Here is a 17,424-nt window from a genome sequence, read left to right on the forward strand (position 1 = left end):
GGATTTGCATCATGAACAAGACCGTACGCTTCCTCTCCATCGCTGCTGTTGCCGCTTTCGCCTCGTTGGGCGCCCACGCTGATGAAGCCGATGCTTCGCAGTTCGCTACCCAATTCGAAACCCAGCGCACCCGCGCCGAAGTCCGCGCAGAGGCCGTGGTAGAAGCCAAAACACACAGCATGGAACCTGCTGGCTCGCGCGTTGCCACCTACCAATCCACCGCCGACCGCGCTGCCGTGCGTGCCCAGGCCGCAGAAGCCGTTCGCACGGGCCAGATCTCCCACGGCGAAATCGGCAACGCCATGTGATGCAAGCCGATGCGGGCGTTTCGGACGCCACCGCTTGGCGCATCCACTGCGGCTGAGCGAAGGCGTCATCGGTGCACCGCATCACATTGCATCGCCCCTGAACGAGCCCCCATTGCGGGGCTTTTTTCATGGGGCAATCTTTTGACGAATCCCAGCTGGGTCTGTCAGGACGGCCCCATGCGGCCCGACGAACGTTCCAGCAGGGTTTCCAGCACCTCGATACGGTGCCGATGCCGGGTGGTGATGGCGTAGAAATGCTCCTGCAGCCCGGCGGAGTAGCCCACCTTGACCAGGATGCCCGTGCGCAACTCGTCCTGAACCACCACCTCGGGCAGCACGGTCAGCCAGCCGCTGTCACGGGCGATCAGGCGCAGCATGGCCATGTCATCCACCTCGGCGCGCAATCGGGGCGTCACCCCGGCCGATGCACACAGGGCCTCAAACTGCGCGCGCAGCGCATGGCGGGGGCCAGGCAGTGCCACCTCCATGCCCTCTAGGTCTTCAGGTATGCGCAACGAGCGCGATTGCCACACGCTGGCAGGGCCGACCAGCGAGATGGACTGGCTGCCGAGAAATTGGCAGTGCAAGGGGCGCTCGGAGTCGGAAGGCACTGACTCATTGGCCAGCACCACGTCCAGCTGGTGCTGCACCAGGCGGGTAATCAACCCCTCCAGCAGTCCTGACTCCAGCGTCAGAACCACGGACGGGTCGGCCAGCAAGGGGCGGATCCAGTTCTCCTGGTAGTTGCGGGACAACGTTGCCACACTGCCCACACGCAGCCGGGTCACACCCGACGCGCTGCCCTGCAGGCGCCCAAGCATTTCCTGACCCAGCCCGAAGATGTTCTCGGCATATGCCAGCACCAATTGCCCGGTGTCGGTCAGCAGCAGGCGGCGGCCTTCTCGCAAAAAAAGCTCTTCGCCCAGGCGCTCTTCCAGCTGCCGGATCTGGGTGGACACCGCAGACTGGGACGTGTGGAGCTCTTGCGCTGCCTGGGTGAGGTGCCCCAGCTTGGCCACACGCCAAAAGTAGAACAGGTGGTTGAAGTTGAGTTGATCGAGTCTCATTGTTCTATTTTTAGTATTTCCTTGTTCTTTTCAATGTATTTTACAGAACAATAACCCCGCAGCATCATCGCCCCCAGTCTTGTTTCTGGAGGTTGAGTGATGCCATTTCTTCACGTTTTGTCCCACGCCAGCGCATGGGCACCGGGCATGCTCATGCTGGCCGCCATGGCGCTGGCGCTGTGCCACAAAGGCTCGGTTGCCACGTTGTGGCGCTGGATGCTGATCCTGTCCGGTACCGCGCTGGCGGGTTCTGTATTGGCGGCGATTGCGGCCATGGCTGGCATCGGCAGTCTGGACCTCGCAGGCTGGCTCAAGGCATCGCCGATGGGCTTGTGCATGGGTGTTCTGGTGCAACTGCTGGGCACCGTCATCGCAGCGTTTTCTGCGCGGTACCTGGAGGGAGAGCCCGGCCAGCCGCGCTACATGGCGGCGCTGGCGGGCGTGCTGGCTGCCGTGCATATGCTGCTGCTGGCAGACCACTGGATCGTCCTGGCCATTGCCTGGGCTCTGGTGGGCATTGCGCTGCAGCACCTGTTGTGCTTCTACCCCGACCGGGCTTTTGCCAGCCTGGCTGCCCACAAAAAACAGATGGCTGACCGGGTGGCCGACGTATTGCTGGTCGGTGCGGCGGCACTGGCATGGCTGGAAGCCGGCAGCGGTTCTTTGTCGGCATTGTGGGCGTACATCGCACGCGACGGCATGTCCCCGTTGTTGCACGCCAGCGCGGTGTTGCTGACCCTGGCCGTGATCTTGCGGACGGCCTTGTTGCCCGTACATGGCTGGCTGATCCAGGTGATGGAGGCGCCCACGCCGGTGTCTGCACTGCTGCACGCAGGCGTGGTCAACCTGGGCGGGTTCGTGCTGATACGGTTCGCCCCCTTGCTGGAAAACGCCGCCGCTGCCCGCGTCGTGCTGGTCGTTTTTGGCCTCGGTACAGCCGTGCTCGCTGGCATGGTCATGCTGACGCGCATCAGCATCAAGGTGCGACTGGCCTGGTCTACCGTGGCGCAGATGGGGTTCATGCTGCTCGAATGCGGGCTGGGCCTGTACACACTGGCTGCGCTGCACCTCGTGGGCCACTCGTTGTACAAGGCCCACGTGTTTCTGTCGGCGTCTAACGCGGTTCGGCAAACCCGGCTGCAGGCCATGCACAGCGCAACCCCTCCGACTGCCATCAGCCTGGCGCTGGCACCCGTCGCCGCCACGGCCACCGTGCTGGTGGTGCTGAACTTGGCGGCGGATGCGCCCTGGCCGGCATGGTGGTCTGCCGTGCTGGGGCTGGCCTGGGCACCGCTGCTCTGGTCGCCTCAGGGCCAGGCCAGCGCCAAGACTGCGGCCTGGCACAGCCTGGCGGGGTTGGTGATGGTGGCAGGCCTCACCGCAGCGGCGGTCGCCATCCACCATCTGCCACTGGGCTTGCGCGATGCTCCGGCGCACGTTCTGGGGTGGCTGGCACTGATCGGACTTTTAGGCCTTTACCTCTTTCTGGCGCTGCTGCAAAGGCAGCCCCACATGCTGCGGACGTGGCGCCGGTGGAGCTATGCGGGGTTCTACATCGACGAGGCGTACACCCGGCTGGCCCTCTACATCTGGCCCACCGCCTGGACACCCCCTGCCCCGCGTGACGCTGTGCACCGTGTAGCAGGCCCCACGTTGCAAAGAGTCGCCCCCTGAACCGCACTGCACCCGGAGAACCCGATGATGGAATCACTGACCGACTGCCCCACCGAGGAGCTCGAGCTCGCGGCGCCAACGCCCACGCACGCCGCGCAGCACCCGGCCTCGCACAACGACATCGACACCGCCTGCGCACAAGCGTGCCAAGCCATTGCACCGGCCTGGCCCCTGGACCGTGCCATTGCAGTCAACCCGCACTGGGCGCGCATCGGCATGCCGGTGCGCCGGGTAGCTGCGCGCATGGCAGCGCTGGGCGGCATTCAGGTCTTTCCCGGGCGCGACCGGCAACTGCAAGCGTGGACGGAAGGACGCATCAGCGCCCAGGACCTTGATCAGGCGATCCGCCAAGTGCCTCAGGCGCAAGCCTGCAGGTTGACGGCCGAAGACTGCGTACAGGCCCTACACAACACCCAGCCTGTGGAGCAGTTGCCGCTGCTGATCGATGTGCTGGACAACGATCCCCACCGCCACACCCGCTTGTCCTGGCGCCAAGCCATCACCCACCAGGTGAGCCAGACTTGTGCCGCGTATTTCGACCAGACACAGGCCGACTGGCAGCCCCAGCGATCCGAGGGCCTGTATGCGTTCTGGCGCGAGACTCTGCAGCACGACCACTCCATCGGCCTGCTGATGGGCTTGCCACACCTCGCCGAGGCCTTGGAGGCCTTGCCCGCCACCCGGGAAGACGCCGAACGCTGGGTACTGCACAGGCTGCGTCTTCCGAAGGCAGTGTGGCCAGACTATCTGGAGTCGGTGCTGCTGACGGTGAATGGCTGGGCTTCGTGGTGCGCCTATCTAGGCTGGCAGGCCCACCTGAACCAGACGACCGACCCGCACCTGCGGGAGTTGCTGGCGATCCGGCTGGCATGGGGTGCGGTTCTGCTGCATTGCAAGGACGATGCCGCAGGCACCCATGCCTTCCAGGCGCTGCAACAGGCATGGGGCCAGGCTCCAGCTTTGTTGCAACGGGCAGAGCAGGCTCTGCTGGTCGACGAAGTGTGGCAAGTAGCTCTGGAAGTCGGCTACCAGCGCCAACTGGCTCAGCGGCTGCTCGGTGCCGGCAGTGCCCCGCCCAACCAGCACGAGATTGAGGTGCAAGCCGCTTTTTGTATCGATGTGCGCAGCGAGCCACTGCGGAGGTCCCTGGAGGCCATTTGGCCCGCCGTACAGACCATCGGGTTCGCGGGATTTTTCGGCCTGCCCCTCGCCTACACACCGCTGGGCACCAGCGCTCGCACGCCCCACCTGCCGGGCCTGTTGGCACCCGCAGTAGAAGCCACTGACTGCATCGTGCCATCCACTGCGGGCGCGTTGAAGACCGATGCGACGCTGCAAGCAGCAGCGACCAACGCACGCTCCAGGCGCTTTGCGCTGGCCGACCAATGGCTGTCCGCCAGCCGCTGGCCGGGTGCGGCGTTCTCGTTCGTTGAGGCGGCGGGCGTGGGCTATGCGGGCAAGCTGGGCCAATGGCTGCGGCCCTCCCGGCAAGCCAGGGCCAACGATGCACTGGAAGGCCTGCCTACGCGCTATCGCCCCCTGTGCCGGCCCCAGCTCACGGGGCTGGACATCGGCGCCAAGGTGTCGCTGGCAACGCGGGTGCTGCGCTCCATGGGGCTGGACGGTTATCTGGCGCCCCTGGTACTGCTGGTAGGGCATGGCAGCCAGTCGGCCAACAACGCCCATGCGGCAGCGCTGGATTGCGGCGCATGCTGCGGCCAGACCGGCGAAGTCAGTGCCCGCAGCCTGGCGCAACTGCTGAACGAACCTGCCGTGCGAACGGGCCTGGCGGAACAAGGCATCGCCATTCCGGAGTCCACAACCTTCGTGGCGGCCCTGCACAACACCACAACCGATGAGATCGAGGGCTTTGACCTGGACCTGCTGCCCCCAGCCGCTCGCCAACGGTGGGACAGCCTGCAGCCGGTGCTACACCACGCCAGTGACCAAGTCCGCAGAGAACGAGCACCGCACCTGCACATCGACCCACGGACACCGCACGACGATTTGCTGAAGCAATTGCGAAGGCGCGCCAACGATGGCGCCCAGACGCGCCCGGAATGGGGCCTGGCGGGCAACGCAGCCTTCGTCATCGCACCCCGGCACAGGACGCTGGGCGCTGCGCTACAAGGACGCAGCTTTCTGCACGACTATGACGCCCAGAGAGACCCCGACGGCAGCCTGCTGGAAGCGCTCATGACCGCGCCCATGCTGGTCACCCACTGGATCAACTGGCAGTACCACGCATCCACCTGCGACCCCACACGGCTGGGGAGCGGCAACAAAGTGCTGCACAACGTGGTGGGCGGAAACATCGGCGTCTTTGAAGGCAACGGCGGCGATCTGCGCATCGGCCTGTCGCAGCAGTCGGTGCACGACGGGAAGCGCTGGGCCCACGAACCGCTGAGGTTGACCGTGGTGATTGATGCGCCCCGCCAGTCCATCGACGCAGTGATAAATCAACATGCCGTCGTCAAGCAACTGGTGGACCACGGGTGGCTGCACCTCTGGCGGTGGGAAGGCGCCGACCTGATGCGCTATGACCAGGGTGTCTGGGAGCCGCTGCACACGGAGAAATGGTGATGCACCCCAGTGCACGCCCCTATGCAGACCGCCGCATCGCCTTGCTGACCCAGCATGGCAAGGAGCGGGTCATCGCGCCCGCGCTGGAGCCGGGTCTGGGTTGCACGATTGAACATGTCAGCGGGTTCGATACCGACCTGCTGGGCACCTTCACCCGCGAAACGGCACGTGCGGGCTCGCAACTGGATGCAGCACGGCGCAAAGCCCGCAAGGGCATGGAGCTCTCCGGCCTCGATGCCGGCCTGGCCAGCGAGGGCAGCTTTGGTCCCGATCCGTTCACAGGAATGGTGCCCTGGAACGTGGAGCTGATCGCCTGGCTGGACGACCGCATGGGCATCGAAGTCGTCGGCATGGCACAAGGGCCTGCGCGCAGCGGGCACCTGCTGAGCGATGACTGGAGTGCCGTGGAGGCATTTGCGCAGCGCGAGGGCTTCCCGCAGCACCAGCTGGTGCTGCGCCCGGAGAGCCAGGACGACACCCGCATGCACAAAGGCATCGCGGACTGGGACCGGCTGCGGCGCTGCTTCGACGCCTGCCAAGCCCAGGCCAGCAACCGCCAGGTCTTTGTGGAGACGGACCTGAGGGCCTTTGCCAACCCCACCCGCATGCGCCTCATCGAGCAAGCTGCGCAGGACTTGCTGCAGCGATTGCAGTCCAGCTGCCCGGCCTGTAACACCCCAGGTTACTGGCTCACCGAACGCATACCGGGGCTTGCCTGCTCTGCGTGTGGACGGCCTACCGCATCCTGTCGCGCTGAGGTGTGGTCCTGCCCGCGCTGTCAATACCAGTCCAGAGTGAACAAAGCCACGCAGGCATTGGCAGATCCGCGCCACTGCGCACATTGCAATCCCTGAGCAGCGTTCACCCCCGTCAAGCGTACGTCGTGACGCCTTGGTACTCCATCTTCATGGACTGAACCAGTTCGGCCACCGTGGGCAAGGATGTCACGCCCGACACTGAATGCCCCGCGCTCCAGAGGTCCGACCACCGCTGAATGACGGGTCCTTCAGAGCCTCCTCCAAATTTCTTGCGGGCCTCCTGCACGGACACCGTCTCGTCCAACGCTTCGGGGTCGAGCCCCACACGGACGATGGACGGCTTCAAAAAGTTGGCTGGTAACCCAGTGAAGGCGCGTGTGGCGAGCACATCGTCCATGGAGCTTTCCAGAAGCATCTCTTTGTAGTCCGCCGTCGCCATGCTTTCCTGGGTGGCGATGAATCGCGTACCCACACACCCCAGATCGCAACCCAACACGGTCGCGGCGCGCAGTGCCACGCCGTCCGAGAGTCCTCCCGACAACACAATGGGGCCGTCGAACATCTGGCGTACAGCACGCACAAACGCGAACGGGTTGGCCCAGCCGGTGTGCCCGCCTGCGCCGGACGACAGAAGCACCAGGCCATCGACGCCTGCCTCCACCGCACGCTCCGCATGGTGGAGCGAGGCCACATCGGCAAACACAAGGCAGCCGCCGTCACGCAAGGCAGGAATCACCGAAGCGGGAGACCCCACACTGGTGATCACCAGCTCCGCACCATGGCGCACGATCAAATCCACTTCGGCCTTGAGGCGTGCGGGGTCGCGCCGCATGATGAGGTTGGGGCAATAAGGCGCTCGGCCGGGCTGCTCTTCGGCTTCGCGCTGAAGCCGCTGCAACCACACCGCAAACTCGTCCAGCGACGTGCAATTGGCTGTGGGAAACGCGCCGATGACACCGGCCGCGCAAGCGGCCGAGACCAGATCGATGCCAGAGACACGCAGCATGGGGGCCGCAATGACGGGCACCACCAGCCGCTCCATGAAAGGCAGTCGGTTCATTCTTGTTCCATTCCGTTCTGTGAATGCATTGCGTGAAGGGCCGCGATGGCCTGCGCCGCTTCGTTCACCATGCCGTTGACGATGGCCTGCAACGGCTCGATGCGTTTTGCGAATGCGATGGATGGCCCCAATGAGACCATGCCATGGTGCCATTCACCCTCGGCGTAGCAGCGGTCGCGCGCGACGGTTCCGCTGATGAGGTCGCCGAAGGCGGAATATTCGGTGGCACCAGCCCGCTCGATGGCTTGAACCTGGCGCGCGGTGTCGTTCAGCAGCACGCGCCAGGTGGTGCCCAATGACTGCAGCAACCGCACCGTGGAGTGCTCGTCACAGGTGAGCAAATGCTCCTTGTAAAGCGGGTGCGTCTGGATCTCCTCGCACACCAGAAAGCGGCTGCCGATGAGCACACCGTCCAGCCCCTGAGCCAGCACCGCGGCCAGTTGCCTGCCAAGGCCAATGCCGCCGCCCAGCACCACGGGCACGCTGAACTGGCCGTGGGCAAGCGCACCCATGAGCATCGTGGGCAGCTCGTTCGTGCCCGGATGCCCGCCCTCTTCGATGCCGACCAAAGCAATGGCATCCGCACCTGCGCGCTCTGCAGAAAGCGCGTGACGGATGCTGGAGGCTTTGTGAACAACGACGGCGTTGGCCTTATGCAGCGCTTTGATGAGTTCCGCTGGCGCATGTCCTGCTGTCTCAAAGATCCTCACGCCATGCGCCAGAGCTGCATCCATCCAGCGCGGAACCATGGCGTTGGCTTCGGGCCGGTGCGAGAGCGTGAGATTCACGCCAAACGGTTTTCCGCAGGTCAGCTCCGTGCAGAGCGCAAGCGCGTGGCAGAAATCCGCTTCGCTGGCATACGACCGGGGCGTGATGAAGCCCATGCAACCTGCATTCACCAGCGCAGCCACATACTTCGCGTCGGACAGCCACATCAGGCCGCCGCCCAGGATGGGGTGATCGATCCCCAGCAGCTGCGTAATGCGCGTGCGCAGGACGGCGGCCATGACTCAGTCGACCCCTGCACCCAGTGGTGGTGCGCCCGCCAGGTCGGTGCCGCCCATCCCCTCCATGGCCACCGGAAAACGGACCCAAGGCATGTCATCACCCGCGGCAAACTTGCCTCGCGAGGCGAAATGCGCTTGAGCCGGCAGTTCGGCGGGATGAACCACGGGTGCAGCTGGAACGTCATGGCGGCACAGCAGTTCGAAGGCCTCCCACGATTCCAGAGGCTGCATGGCCTGCTCGATACGCAGATTGATCGCATCGGCCACCGCCTTGCGTGCCTTGTGCGTGGCGTACTCCGGACCATCGAACGGCGCGAGCGGCAGGGCTGTGCACAAGCGCTTCCAGAAATGGTCTTCCAGCGCAGCAACCGACACGTAGCGCCCATCCTTGCACCGGAACGCTCCGTAGGCAGCCTTGACCAGTGTGGCCTCGCGCTGTGCTTGCACCGTGCGCGCACCGGCCGACCGGTACGCGCCCAGCCGTGGGTTCATCCAGTGCAAGGCGCAATCGGCCAACGCCACGTCCAGGTACTGCCCCCGGCCCGTGGTTTCGCGCTGGAACAGCGCGGCGAGCGTGGCGGACAGCGCGTACATGGTCCCGCACAGGTCGGCCACCGGCAGACCGAAGCTCTGCGCAGGGGCGCCGTCCGGCGGGCCCGAGACGGCCAGCACCCCGGCAGCGGCCAGGTAGTTGATGTCGTGCCCCGGCAGGTCAGCCCACGGCCCCGTCTGGCCGTAGCCACTGAGGGACACATAGATGAGGCGCGGGTAGGCCTGGCAGAGCGATGCGGCATCCAAGCCCAGGCGCGCCATCACGCCGGGGCGGTAGGATTCGACCACCACGTCTGCCGACGCGATCAACTCGCGGACCTGGGCGCGCTGGGCCTCGTCCTTGAGGTCCACCAGCAGGCTCTGCTTGCCCCGGTTCACGGCCTCGAAAGCGCCCTGTCCCAGGTGGCGCGCGTTGTCGCCGTGCGGCGGGCGCTCGATCTTGATGATGCGCGCGCCCATCTCCGCCAAGCTCTGCGTCAGGAAAGGCCCCGGCAGCAGCTCACTGAAATCCACCACCGTGATGTCCTTCAGCGGCGGCCGGGCTGCGGTGGCGGTCATGCGGCGGTTCTTTCGATGATCACGGCGTCGAGGGGCAACACGCCCTCGCCTTGCGCGCCAATCCACACGGGGTTGAGGTCCATCTCCTCGATGCGGTTTGCGTTGTGCATCACGAAGTCCGAGATGCGCAGCAGCAGCGTCTGCAGCGCCTCCAGGTCCGCCGGCGGGCTGCCACGTGCGCCGTCCAGCAGGGGAAAACACCGCATCTCGCGCACCATCGCGGCAGCCTCGCTGGCGCCCAGCGGCAGCATGCGGCGCGTGACGTCGCGCAGGATCTCCACGTAGATGCCGCCCAGCCCGAAGGTCATCACATGGCCGAACACCGGATCGCGCGTGACGCCGACCATCAGCTCCAGGCCGCCGCGCGGCGCCATCTTCTCGATCAGCAGGCCGTCAATGTGTGCGTCGGGCCGGTGGTGCTTCGCAGCCGCCATGATGTCCTCCCAGGCTTGACGCAGTTCGTCGGCTTTTTGCAGCCCTACTACTACGCCGCCGATATCGGACTTATGGACGATCTGCTCGCTTGCGATCTTTGCCACCACGGGGTAGCCCATGGCGTTGGCCGCCGCGACGGCGTCCTGCGCGGTGGCGGTCAGTGCGTTGGGCAGTAGGGCGATGCCTGCTGCCAGCAGCTGGGACTTGGCCTCGGCCTCGGACAGGCTGCGCGTGGCAGTGGCTTGCGCAAGCACTGCCATGGGGTTCAGCGGCACACGCGCAGCGCTGGCGCGCTTCCAGCGGCCGTATTCGATCCAGCGCTGTATGGCCTTGATGGCCTTGCCCACAGACCGTGGCGGTGCAAACCCGCCTTCGACCAGCATGCGATAGCCCTCGCCCATGCGGTCGCTCATCCAGATGGGAATGATGGGTGTGGCACAGCCCTTTTGCGCCGCGATGATGGTGCGTGCCAGCTGGATCGTGGTGTCGCCATAGTCCAGCGCGATCGGAACGATCACACAGCCCAGATTGGGGTCCACCGCTACAGCGCTCAGCGACTTCTCGATCAATGCCGCATCGCTCAGCACAGCGGCGGTGGTGTCCACCGGGTTGTCCAGCGCGGCGAAGTCGGGCAGCAGATCGGCCAGGACCTGCCGCGTGTGAGGGGCAAACTGAGCGAGGGTCAGGCCTGCGGTGCCCACGGCGTCCGCCGTCAAGGCTGCGGTGCCGCCCGACGAGGTGTAGATGGCCACACCTTCGCTGGGTGCTGGCTCGCCGCGTGCGAACAGCCAGGCAGTATCAACCAGCTCGTCGATGTCATCCACCTCGATCACGCCGCACTGCTTAAACACGGCGCTGTTCACTTCGGCCGATCCGGTCAGGGACGCTGTATGCGATTGAGCCGCCTTCTGCCCGTATTCCGACTTGCCCACTTTAAGCGCGATCACGGGCTTACCGTTGGCCGCAGCACGGTTCACGGCGGCCACGAACTTTGCGCCATCCTTGATGCCCTCCAGCAAGGTCACGATCACCTTGATGTCGGGAGCATCGGCCATGTAGTGGATGAAGTCGGCCACCTGCAGGTCCACCTCGTTACCGGTAGAGGCCCACAGGCCGATGCCGATACCCCGGTCCATGGCCTGCATCACGTTGCGCCCCAGGCCGCCACCCTGAGTCGCCAGGCCGATAGGACCCTTGACGAGGTCATGAGGGAAGGAGGGCGAGAAGGTCAGGCCCAGGCGGTGGTTGACGTTGGTAAGACCCGGGCAGTTGGGGCCATACAGGCGCATGCCGCCCGCATCAGCAATCTCCTTGAGCCGCACCTGGGCACGTTCGCCTTCTTCACCGGCCTCGCCAAAGCCCGACGTCAACACGATGGCAAACAGAACGCCCCGCGCTGCGCATTCTTCGGCCACCGCCAGCACGCCCGATGCGGGCACCACGATCACCGCCACGTCCGGCGTGGCGGGCAACGATGCCACACTGGGCCAGCAGCGATGCCCGCGAATCTCTGCCTTGGTCGGGTTGACGAGGTAAATGTCTCCGTCGAACTCTGAATGGTCCAGCAGATTGGTCAGCGTGCGCTCGCCAATGCTCTGCGGGCGGTCGGACGCGCCCACAAGGGCAATTGAGCGAGGGCGGATCAGTCGCGAAAGGTCAGTCAATCTTGTCTCCTGGTCGTTATGGGGGTGTTTATGACGAGGGTCAAACAATCGCCGAGATGCCCAGGATTTCGCGCCCGGCAATCAAGGTCTGCACTTCGGTTGTGCCTTCAGGAATCGTGCCGCCGCGCGTGTCGCGGAAGATGCGCTCAATGGGGTAGTCGGTGGCATAGCCCAGGCCGCCGTGCACCTGCAGCGCCATGCTGGCGACTTCGTGTGCAGCCTCGGTGGCGTACAGCTTGGCAATCGAGCAAGCAGTGCGCGCATCGGCATTGGCGTCCAGTGCGGCGGCGGCGCGCAGGCTCAGTGCCCGGGCGGCTTCCACACGGATCGTCATGTCCACGATGAGCTTTTGCACCAGTTGGAAACTGCCGATGGGCTTGCCGAACTGGGTGCGGGTACGGGCATAGTCAATGGACAGGTCGAGCGCCGCCTGCGCAGCGCCCACGGCACCCATGGCAATGTTGACGCGCGCGCCGTCCAGGCCCATGAGCATCTTCTTGAGCGCGTTGCCTTCTTCGCCCAGCAGGTTGGCGCGAGGCACCTTGACGTTGTCGAACGCGAGCTCGGCCGTACCAGTACTCCGCAGCACCATGGTGTCAACATTGCGCACTTCATAAGGCGATACATCACGCTCTACCAAGAAGGTGGAGAGCCCTCCCTGGCAATCGGGGCTGAACGTGCGGGCAACCACAATGCCAAAGTCGCCAAAGGCTCCGTTGGTAATCCACAGCTTGCGGCCGTTGAGGACGTAGTGGTCGCCCTGCAGGTCTGCGCGGGTCTGGACCTGCGCAATGTTCGAACCCGTGCCCGGCTCGCTGATGGCGTTGAACACCTTGCGTTCGGATGCCAGCAGGGGCTTCAGGAAGCGTTCGCGTTGCTCTTCATTGGCTTCGGCCGCCAGCTTGTTGATGGCCGCGTTGGTGATGTTCACCATGGTCCGCAGCGACAGCCAGGTGTAGCCCGCCTCTTCCATGAGCATCGCCCAGGTCATCTGGTCCATGTCCATGCCTCCAAGGGCCTCGGGCAGGCGGCCACCGATGTATCCGAACTGGGACAGCTCCTTGAGGAGTTCGAAGGGGAAGGTCTTGTCCCGGTCGTGCTGGGCCACGCGGGGTGCGACCTCGCTTTTCATGAAGCGGCGCACGCTGTCACGCAGCATTTCTTGTTCGGAACTCATCGTTGAATACATGGCTATGTCTCCTGGGTTGAATGCATGGACCCGCCGCTAGGCGGGCGTGGTGTCTTTGGTGCCCGCGCTGCGCCGGCCCGAGGCGGTGGCGCGCAGCGTGGGCGAGGGGTTCTGGGGGTGGAACACGAGCGCCCGTACCTCCTGCAAAGCCTGCAGGCACGCGTCTTTGGTACGACGCAGCCGTTCGGTGGGGCCGGCGATCGACAGCGCGAGGGGTTCGTCGCCCAGATAGCCAGCCACGGCGATGGCGGCCAGGCCGTCAAAGCCTTCGTTCTCCACCCACATCCAGCCTTGCTCGCGCGCTTGCGCGATCTGCGCCTCCAGCGCTGCGAGGTCGGTGATGGAGCCGGGGGCGATCTGCTTGAGCGGCTTGAGCCGCAGCTGGCGTGCAGTCTCTTCGGGCGTGCCCAGCGCCAGCTCGGCCTTGCCCAAAGCGGATACGTGCAGGGCGATCTTGTTGCCCACGTTCTCCACATAGCGCAGCGGGTGTGTGCCCTCGGCAAACGCCAGGACCTTGACCACGCCGGCCTCCACGCGGCCGCACATGCCGGTCTCTCCAGTCTTGTCGCGCAGCAGTTCGCAGGCCTCGGACGCCACCGCGTAGAGCGAATCCCCCGCAGCGATGCCTTTGGCAACCGTGAGCAGGCGGGCTGTGGGATAGAAGCGCCGGGTGCGCGCTGTCCGCATCAAGTAGCCCAGCTCATGCAGCGTGTGCAAGAGATCGGAGCAACTGCTTTCTGGCAGGTCCATCAGGCGCGCAAGGTCTGAGTTGGAGAGTTCGCGGCGCTCCCGGGCAAAGACCTCCAGAAGGGCCATGGTGCGAGACGCAGCGGGGACGATGGTGGGCATAAGTTCTCCGGTATTTCGTAGATATCAACGAATCATAGCTTTGACAGCAGGACTATTCATTGAGGAAATCTCTGTGAAATCTCGTTCTTTGCTTTCGATACGAAGATCAAAACTTCTTGCTTGTCTACGAAATATTGAAGTATTCTACGACCAGCCGCAATCCGGTGGCAACAAAAAATGGAGACAAACATGCGTAGAACCTTCCGAAAACTGGTTGTTTTTGTCATCGCCTCATTGGCCTTCGGTGTGCTACACGCTGCGGGAGATGTGTGGCCCAGCAAGCCCATCACGTTTGTGGTGCCGTTCCCACCCGGGGGCATTACGGACAGCACGTCGCGGCTTTTGGCCAAGCTGCTCAGCGCACAGCTGGGACAGTCAGTGGTGGTGGACAACCGCCCGGGGGCGGGCGGCTCCATCGGTGTCGAGTCGGCCTCGCGCCAGCCGCCTGATGGCTACACCATCATTTACGGCACGCAGGGAACGCATGGCGCCAATCTGGCGCTCTACAAGAACGTGCGCTATGACCCCGTGGCGGACTTCGTGCCCGTGCACGCCATGTCGGAAACGCCGCTCATGCTGGTGATCAACCCTTCACGCCCGTTCAAGACGGTGCCGGAGCTGATTGCCTATGCGAAAGCCAACCCCGGCAAGCTCAACTACGGCTCCGCAGGGCCTGGCACGGGTACCCATCTGACGGCCGAGCTGTTCCAGACCGCCGCCGGCATCAAGATGACCCATGTGCCGTACCGCGGCAGCGCGCCGGCACTGACCGACTTGATGGCCGGCAGCATCGACCTGATGTTCGACTACCCGGCGGTGGTGTTGCCCCAGGTGCAGGCGAACAAGCTCAAGGCGCTGGCGGTCACCTCCAAGACGCGCCTGGCCAGTTCGCCCGACGTACCCACCGTGGCTGAGCTGGGCGTTCCCGAAGCCGAATCCACTGCCTGGGGCGCGGTGTTCGTTCCGGCCAAGACGCCACCTGAGATCGTGAAGCGCCTGGGCGACGAGATCGCCAAAGCCATCGTTCACCCCGAAATGCTGCAGGCCACCGAGAAGTTCGGCAGCGTCCCGCTGGTCGGCCTGCGCGACGCCAAGATGGGCGCCTTCGTGAAGTCGGAGATGACCCGGTGGCGTGCAGTGGTGCAGCAATCGGGCGCCAAGCTTGATTGACAGGCTGCGGGCAATCCCTGCCCGCCCAACAGCTTTCCTTTTTTCCCTCCCTTCTCTCTATGACCGATTCAAAGACTTCCTTGAAGCCGTTGCAGCCGACTCTGTATGAGCTGGCAGAAGACGGCCACTCGCTCAACTTCTTCTTTGCGCAATGCAGCGCCTGTGGCGGGCTGAGCTTTCCTGCCAACGCACCGGGCTGCACGCATTGCGGAGAACCACTGAGCAAAGCACAACGCATCACTCGCCCGGGAGGTGGAGAGCTGCTGGAGTTCGTGACCCTGCATGTGCCACTGCTGCCCGGCATGGCAGCGCCCAGCATTGCGGGGGACATCCGCATCGCCCCAGGCATCGTCGAAGAAGGTGTGATGGCCGTAGCAGATGAATCGGCACTAAAGCACGGCATGACGGTTCGCGCCATTGCCGAAGTGAGGCCTGAAGAAGGTGTTTACGCCTGTCGCTTTGTGCCCGTGAACGAAGGAGCCGCGCAATGAGCCCTACCCATCAATCCCATTCGGGCAACTGGCTGGATGCCAACGGCGGCGTGTTCATCGCCGGCATTGGCCTGCACCCTTATCAATTCCCTACCGAAACGCCCTACACCGAATTGGGCCTCACGGCCGTGCGCGCCGCGCTGACCGACTCGGAACTGGCATGGGACCGCGTGCAAAGTGCGTATGTGGGCACCACCTCCATCGGGATGGCAGCCGGCCGCGTCATGCTGCGCCACCTGGGGTCCACGGGCCTGGCGGTGACGCAGGTGGAAAACGCATCGGCCTCGGGCTCCTTTGCGTTCCGCCAGGCATGCATGGAAGTGGCCACCGGCATGAGCGATGTGGTGTTGGCGGTCGGTGTGGACAAACACGGCGACGGGCGCCGCGCGGCCAACAAGGACGGCCTGGAGAGGCTGAGTGAAACTGCCACCATCCCGGCGGCCAAGTTCGCGATGATGGCGCGCACCTATCTGCGCGAGCGCGGTGCCTCCGTCGAGGAAATGGCCAATGTGGCCGTCAAGAACCACGGCAATGCGGCACGCAACCCGTTTGCACAGTTCCGCAAACCCCGGACACTGGAACAGGTGCTCGCATCGCCGCGCGTGGTGGGCGACCTCACGGTGCAGCAATGCTGCCCGCGCGGCGAAGGGGCTGCGGCAGTGATGGTGGTGTCAGGCAACGCCATCCGCAAATTGGGATTGGATGCACGCCGCTGCGTACGCGTCAAGGCATCAATCGCAGGCAGCGAGCGGCCCGAAACGCAATACGGCGACAGCGCCGTGGAGTTGGTCCGTACCAGCGCGCAGGCCGCATTTGACCAAGCAGGCATTTCCCCCAAGGAGCTCGACCTGCTGGAACTGCACGATGCCTTCTCGGTGGAGGAGCTGCTGTACAGCGAAGCCATTGGTGTGTGCGAACCCGGCGAAGGCGCCCGCTACCTGGCGCGGGGGGATTCGCAGATCGGCGGCCGCTGCACCATCAACGCATCGGGCGGACTCATCGGCATGGGCCACCCGCTCGGTCCTACGGGCATTGGCCAGTTGGCGGAGATCACCCGCCAGTTGCGGGGAGAAGCCGAAGGCCGGCAGCACCCCAACGCGCGTTGGGGCATGGCCCACATGATCGGCCTGGGTTCTGTGTCCGTCGCCCATGTGCTGTCGGCATCGGCGTGACGGCACTTCAGATATCTCTTAGGAAGCAAGCCAATGACTACCCCCGATATCCAGAACCTGGGCACATTGCTCTATGAGGTGCGCGACCGCGTGGCCGTGATCACCCTCAACCGGCCCGACCGCATGAACACTCTGGGCAGCACCATGAAGCCGGACCTGGCGCGCGCCTTCTTTGAACTGGCGCGCAACGACGAACAGGTGCGCGCGGTTCTGATCACCGGCAGCGGCGACAAGGCGTTCTGCGCGGGCGCTGACATCAAGGAGCGCGCTACCGACGTGGTGCGCGGCACGGAGTATTTCGTGCGGCAGAAAGCAACCCACGAACTGTTCCGCAACATCGAAGAGTTCGAGAAGCCCGTGATTGCGGCCATCAACGGTGTGGCCCTGGGTGGCGGGCTGGAGATTGCCTTGTGCTGTGACCTGCGCATCGCGGCCTCCCACGCGCGCTTCGGCCTGCCCGAAATCAAGCTGGGCGTCATTCCAGCAGCGGGTGGCACACAGCGACTGCCACGGCTGGTGGGTGAAGCCCGGGCCAAAGAGCTGATCCTGACGGCCGACTTGGTGGACGCGGAAACGGCACTGCGCTACGGCCTCGTCAGCCGTGTGGTGCCGCAAGCCGAGTTGATGACAGCTGCACTGGAACTGAGCCAGCGCATTGCGCAGCACCCGCCGCTGGCGGTCCGTTTTGCCAAACGTGCCATCAACCGAGGCATGCAGACCGACCTGGACTCGGGCCTGGAATACGAGCGCTATGCGGCCGCAATGATCGTGGACAGCGAAGACCGCATCGAGGGCATGCGCGCCTTTGTCGAGAAACGCGAACCCCAATTCAAAGGACGCTAGGGCATGACCGCACTGGCGACTTCATCAGACAACACACACGAAAG

General features: G+C 64.6%; 15 protein-coding genes. 8 read left to right on the plus strand and 7 right to left on the minus strand.

What is annotated here, in order from left to right; all coding sequences use genetic code 11:
• Positions 1-11: 11 nt before the first annotated feature.
• Positions 12-308, plus strand: a complete 297-nt coding sequence (locus DNK89_RS12110) for a DUF4148 domain-containing protein (protein ID WP_015015694.1) — start codon at positions 12-14, stop codon at positions 306-308.
• Positions 309-472: 164 nt separating this feature from the next.
• Here the strand turns inward: DNK89_RS12110 and DNK89_RS12115 are convergent, their stop codons facing one another.
• Complete coding sequence (locus DNK89_RS12115) at positions 473-1,375, minus strand: LysR family transcriptional regulator (RefSeq protein WP_015015695.1); 903 nt, start codon at positions 1,373-1,375, stop codon at positions 473-475.
• A gap of 99 nt (positions 1,376-1,474) precedes the next feature.
• Between DNK89_RS12115 and DNK89_RS12120 the strand changes: the two genes are divergently transcribed.
• From DNK89_RS12120 to DNK89_RS12130, 3 genes are read left to right on the plus strand one after another with little or no spacing between them, the layout of a single operon-like run.
• On the plus strand, positions 1,475-3,049 hold the full coding sequence (locus tag DNK89_RS12120; protein WP_110960275.1) for an NADH-quinone oxidoreductase subunit L: 1,575 nt from the start codon (positions 1,475-1,477) through the stop codon (positions 3,047-3,049).
• 24 nt (positions 3,050-3,073) lie between these two features.
• A complete protein-coding gene (locus tag DNK89_RS12125) occupies positions 3,074-5,632 on the plus strand; it encodes a YbcC family protein (RefSeq protein ID WP_110960276.1) in 2,559 nt (852 codons plus the stop codon).
• Positions 5,632-6,486: a DUF6671 family protein gene (locus DNK89_RS12130; protein WP_110960401.1), complete on the plus strand. Its 855-nt coding sequence runs from the start codon at positions 5,632-5,634 to the stop codon at positions 6,484-6,486. Before DNK89_RS12125 ends, DNK89_RS12130 begins: the two co-directional genes overlap by 1 nt.
• A 16-nt stretch (positions 6,487-6,502) precedes the next feature.
• Here DNK89_RS12130 and DNK89_RS12135 read toward each other — a convergent pair whose 3' ends face one another.
• Genes DNK89_RS12135 through DNK89_RS12160 form a run of 6 tightly spaced genes read right to left on the minus strand, consistent with a single transcriptional unit; the run spans position 6,503 to position 13,704 of the window.
• On the minus strand, positions 6,503-7,450 hold the full coding sequence (locus DNK89_RS12135; RefSeq protein ID WP_110960277.1) for a nitronate monooxygenase family protein: 948 nt from the start codon (positions 7,448-7,450) through the stop codon (positions 6,503-6,505).
• A complete protein-coding gene (locus tag DNK89_RS12140) occupies positions 7,447-8,457 on the minus strand; it encodes a nitronate monooxygenase family protein (protein ID WP_110960278.1) in 1,011 nt (336 codons plus the stop codon). The genes DNK89_RS12135 and DNK89_RS12140 overlap by 4 nt, the downstream gene beginning before the upstream one ends.
• 3 nt (positions 8,458-8,460) lie before the next feature.
• Complete coding sequence (locus DNK89_RS12145) at positions 8,461-9,567, minus strand: CaiB/BaiF CoA-transferase family protein (protein WP_110960279.1); 1,107 nt, start codon at positions 9,565-9,567, stop codon at positions 8,461-8,463.
• Entirely contained in the window at positions 9,564-11,666 is a 2,103-nt protein-coding gene (locus DNK89_RS12150) for an acetate--CoA ligase family protein (RefSeq protein ID WP_110960280.1), read from the minus strand. Before DNK89_RS12150 ends, DNK89_RS12145 begins: the two co-directional genes overlap by 4 nt.
• Before the next feature lie 40 nt (positions 11,667-11,706).
• Positions 11,707-12,855, minus strand: coding sequence for an acyl-CoA dehydrogenase family protein (locus tag DNK89_RS12155; protein WP_238990794.1), 1,149 nt, complete (start codon positions 12,853-12,855; stop codon positions 11,707-11,709).
• Between the two features lie 36 nt (positions 12,856-12,891).
• Positions 12,892-13,704 (minus strand): IclR family transcriptional regulator, encoded by an 813-nt coding sequence (locus DNK89_RS12160; protein ID WP_110960282.1) that lies wholly within the window; start codon positions 13,702-13,704, stop codon positions 12,892-12,894.
• Between the two features lie 189 nt (positions 13,705-13,893).
• On the opposite strand from DNK89_RS12160, the gene DNK89_RS12165 reads away from it, so the two are divergent.
• Genes DNK89_RS12165 through DNK89_RS12180 form a run of 4 tightly spaced genes read left to right on the plus strand, consistent with a single transcriptional unit; the run spans position 13,894 to position 17,380 of the window.
• Positions 13,894-14,874: a tripartite tricarboxylate transporter substrate binding protein gene (locus DNK89_RS12165; protein WP_110960283.1), complete on the plus strand. Its 981-nt coding sequence runs from the start codon at positions 13,894-13,896 to the stop codon at positions 14,872-14,874.
• A 59-nt stretch (positions 14,875-14,933) separates the two neighbouring features.
• Positions 14,934-15,365, plus strand: coding sequence for a zinc ribbon domain-containing protein (locus tag DNK89_RS12170; RefSeq protein ID WP_238990795.1), 432 nt, complete (start codon positions 14,934-14,936; stop codon positions 15,363-15,365).
• The gene (locus DNK89_RS12175) at positions 15,362-16,537 is read left to right on the plus strand and encodes a thiolase family protein (protein WP_110960285.1); all 1,176 of its coding nucleotides are present in this window, start codon (positions 15,362-15,364) and stop codon (positions 16,535-16,537) included. Before DNK89_RS12170 ends, DNK89_RS12175 begins: the two co-directional genes overlap by 4 nt.
• Before the next feature lie 33 nt (positions 16,538-16,570).
• Positions 16,571-17,380: an enoyl-CoA hydratase/isomerase family protein gene (locus DNK89_RS12180; RefSeq protein WP_110960286.1), complete on the plus strand. Its 810-nt coding sequence runs from the start codon at positions 16,571-16,573 to the stop codon at positions 17,378-17,380.
• Positions 17,381-17,424: the final 44 nt, after the last annotated feature.

This window comes from Acidovorax sp. ST3, assembly GCF_003231145.1.
In the GTDB taxonomy this organism is placed as follows: Bacteria; Pseudomonadota; Gammaproteobacteria; order Burkholderiales; family Burkholderiaceae_C; genus Acidovorax.

Coding starts and splice junctions, on each gene's coding strand:
- DNK89_RS12110 (WP_015015694.1), top strand. CDS start 12: ATGAACAAGACCGTACGCTTCCTCTCCATCGCTGCTGTTGCCGCTTTC.
- DNK89_RS12115 (WP_015015695.1), bottom strand. CDS start 1,375: ATGAGACTCGATCAACTCAACTTCAACCACCTGTTCTACTTTTGGCGT.
- DNK89_RS12120 (WP_110960275.1), top strand. CDS start 1,475: ATGCCATTTCTTCACGTTTTGTCCCACGCCAGCGCATGGGCACCGGGC.
- DNK89_RS12125 (WP_110960276.1), top strand. CDS start 3,074: ATGATGGAATCACTGACCGACTGCCCCACCGAGGAGCTCGAGCTCGCG.
- DNK89_RS12130 (WP_110960401.1), top strand. CDS start 5,632: ATGCACCCCAGTGCACGCCCCTATGCAGACCGCCGCATCGCCTTGCTG.
- DNK89_RS12135 (WP_110960277.1), bottom strand. CDS start 7,450: ATGAACCGACTGCCTTTCATGGAGCGGCTGGTGGTGCCCGTCATTGCG.
- DNK89_RS12140 (WP_110960278.1), bottom strand. CDS start 8,457: ATGGCCGCCGTCCTGCGCACGCGCATTACGCAGCTGCTGGGGATCGAT.
- DNK89_RS12145 (WP_110960279.1), bottom strand. CDS start 9,567: ATGACCGCCACCGCAGCCCGGCCGCCGCTGAAGGACATCACGGTGGTG.
- DNK89_RS12155 (WP_238990794.1), bottom strand. CDS start 12,855: ATGTATTCAACGATGAGTTCCGAACAAGAAATGCTGCGTGACAGCGTG.
- DNK89_RS12160 (WP_110960282.1), bottom strand. CDS start 13,704: ATGCCCACCATCGTCCCCGCTGCGTCTCGCACCATGGCCCTTCTGGAG.
- DNK89_RS12165 (WP_110960283.1), top strand. CDS start 13,894: ATGCGTAGAACCTTCCGAAAACTGGTTGTTTTTGTCATCGCCTCATTG.
- DNK89_RS12170 (WP_238990795.1), top strand. CDS start 14,934: ATGACCGATTCAAAGACTTCCTTGAAGCCGTTGCAGCCGACTCTGTAT.
- DNK89_RS12175 (WP_110960285.1), top strand. CDS start 15,362: ATGAGCCCTACCCATCAATCCCATTCGGGCAACTGGCTGGATGCCAAC.
- DNK89_RS12180 (WP_110960286.1), top strand. CDS start 16,571: ATGACTACCCCCGATATCCAGAACCTGGGCACATTGCTCTATGAGGTG.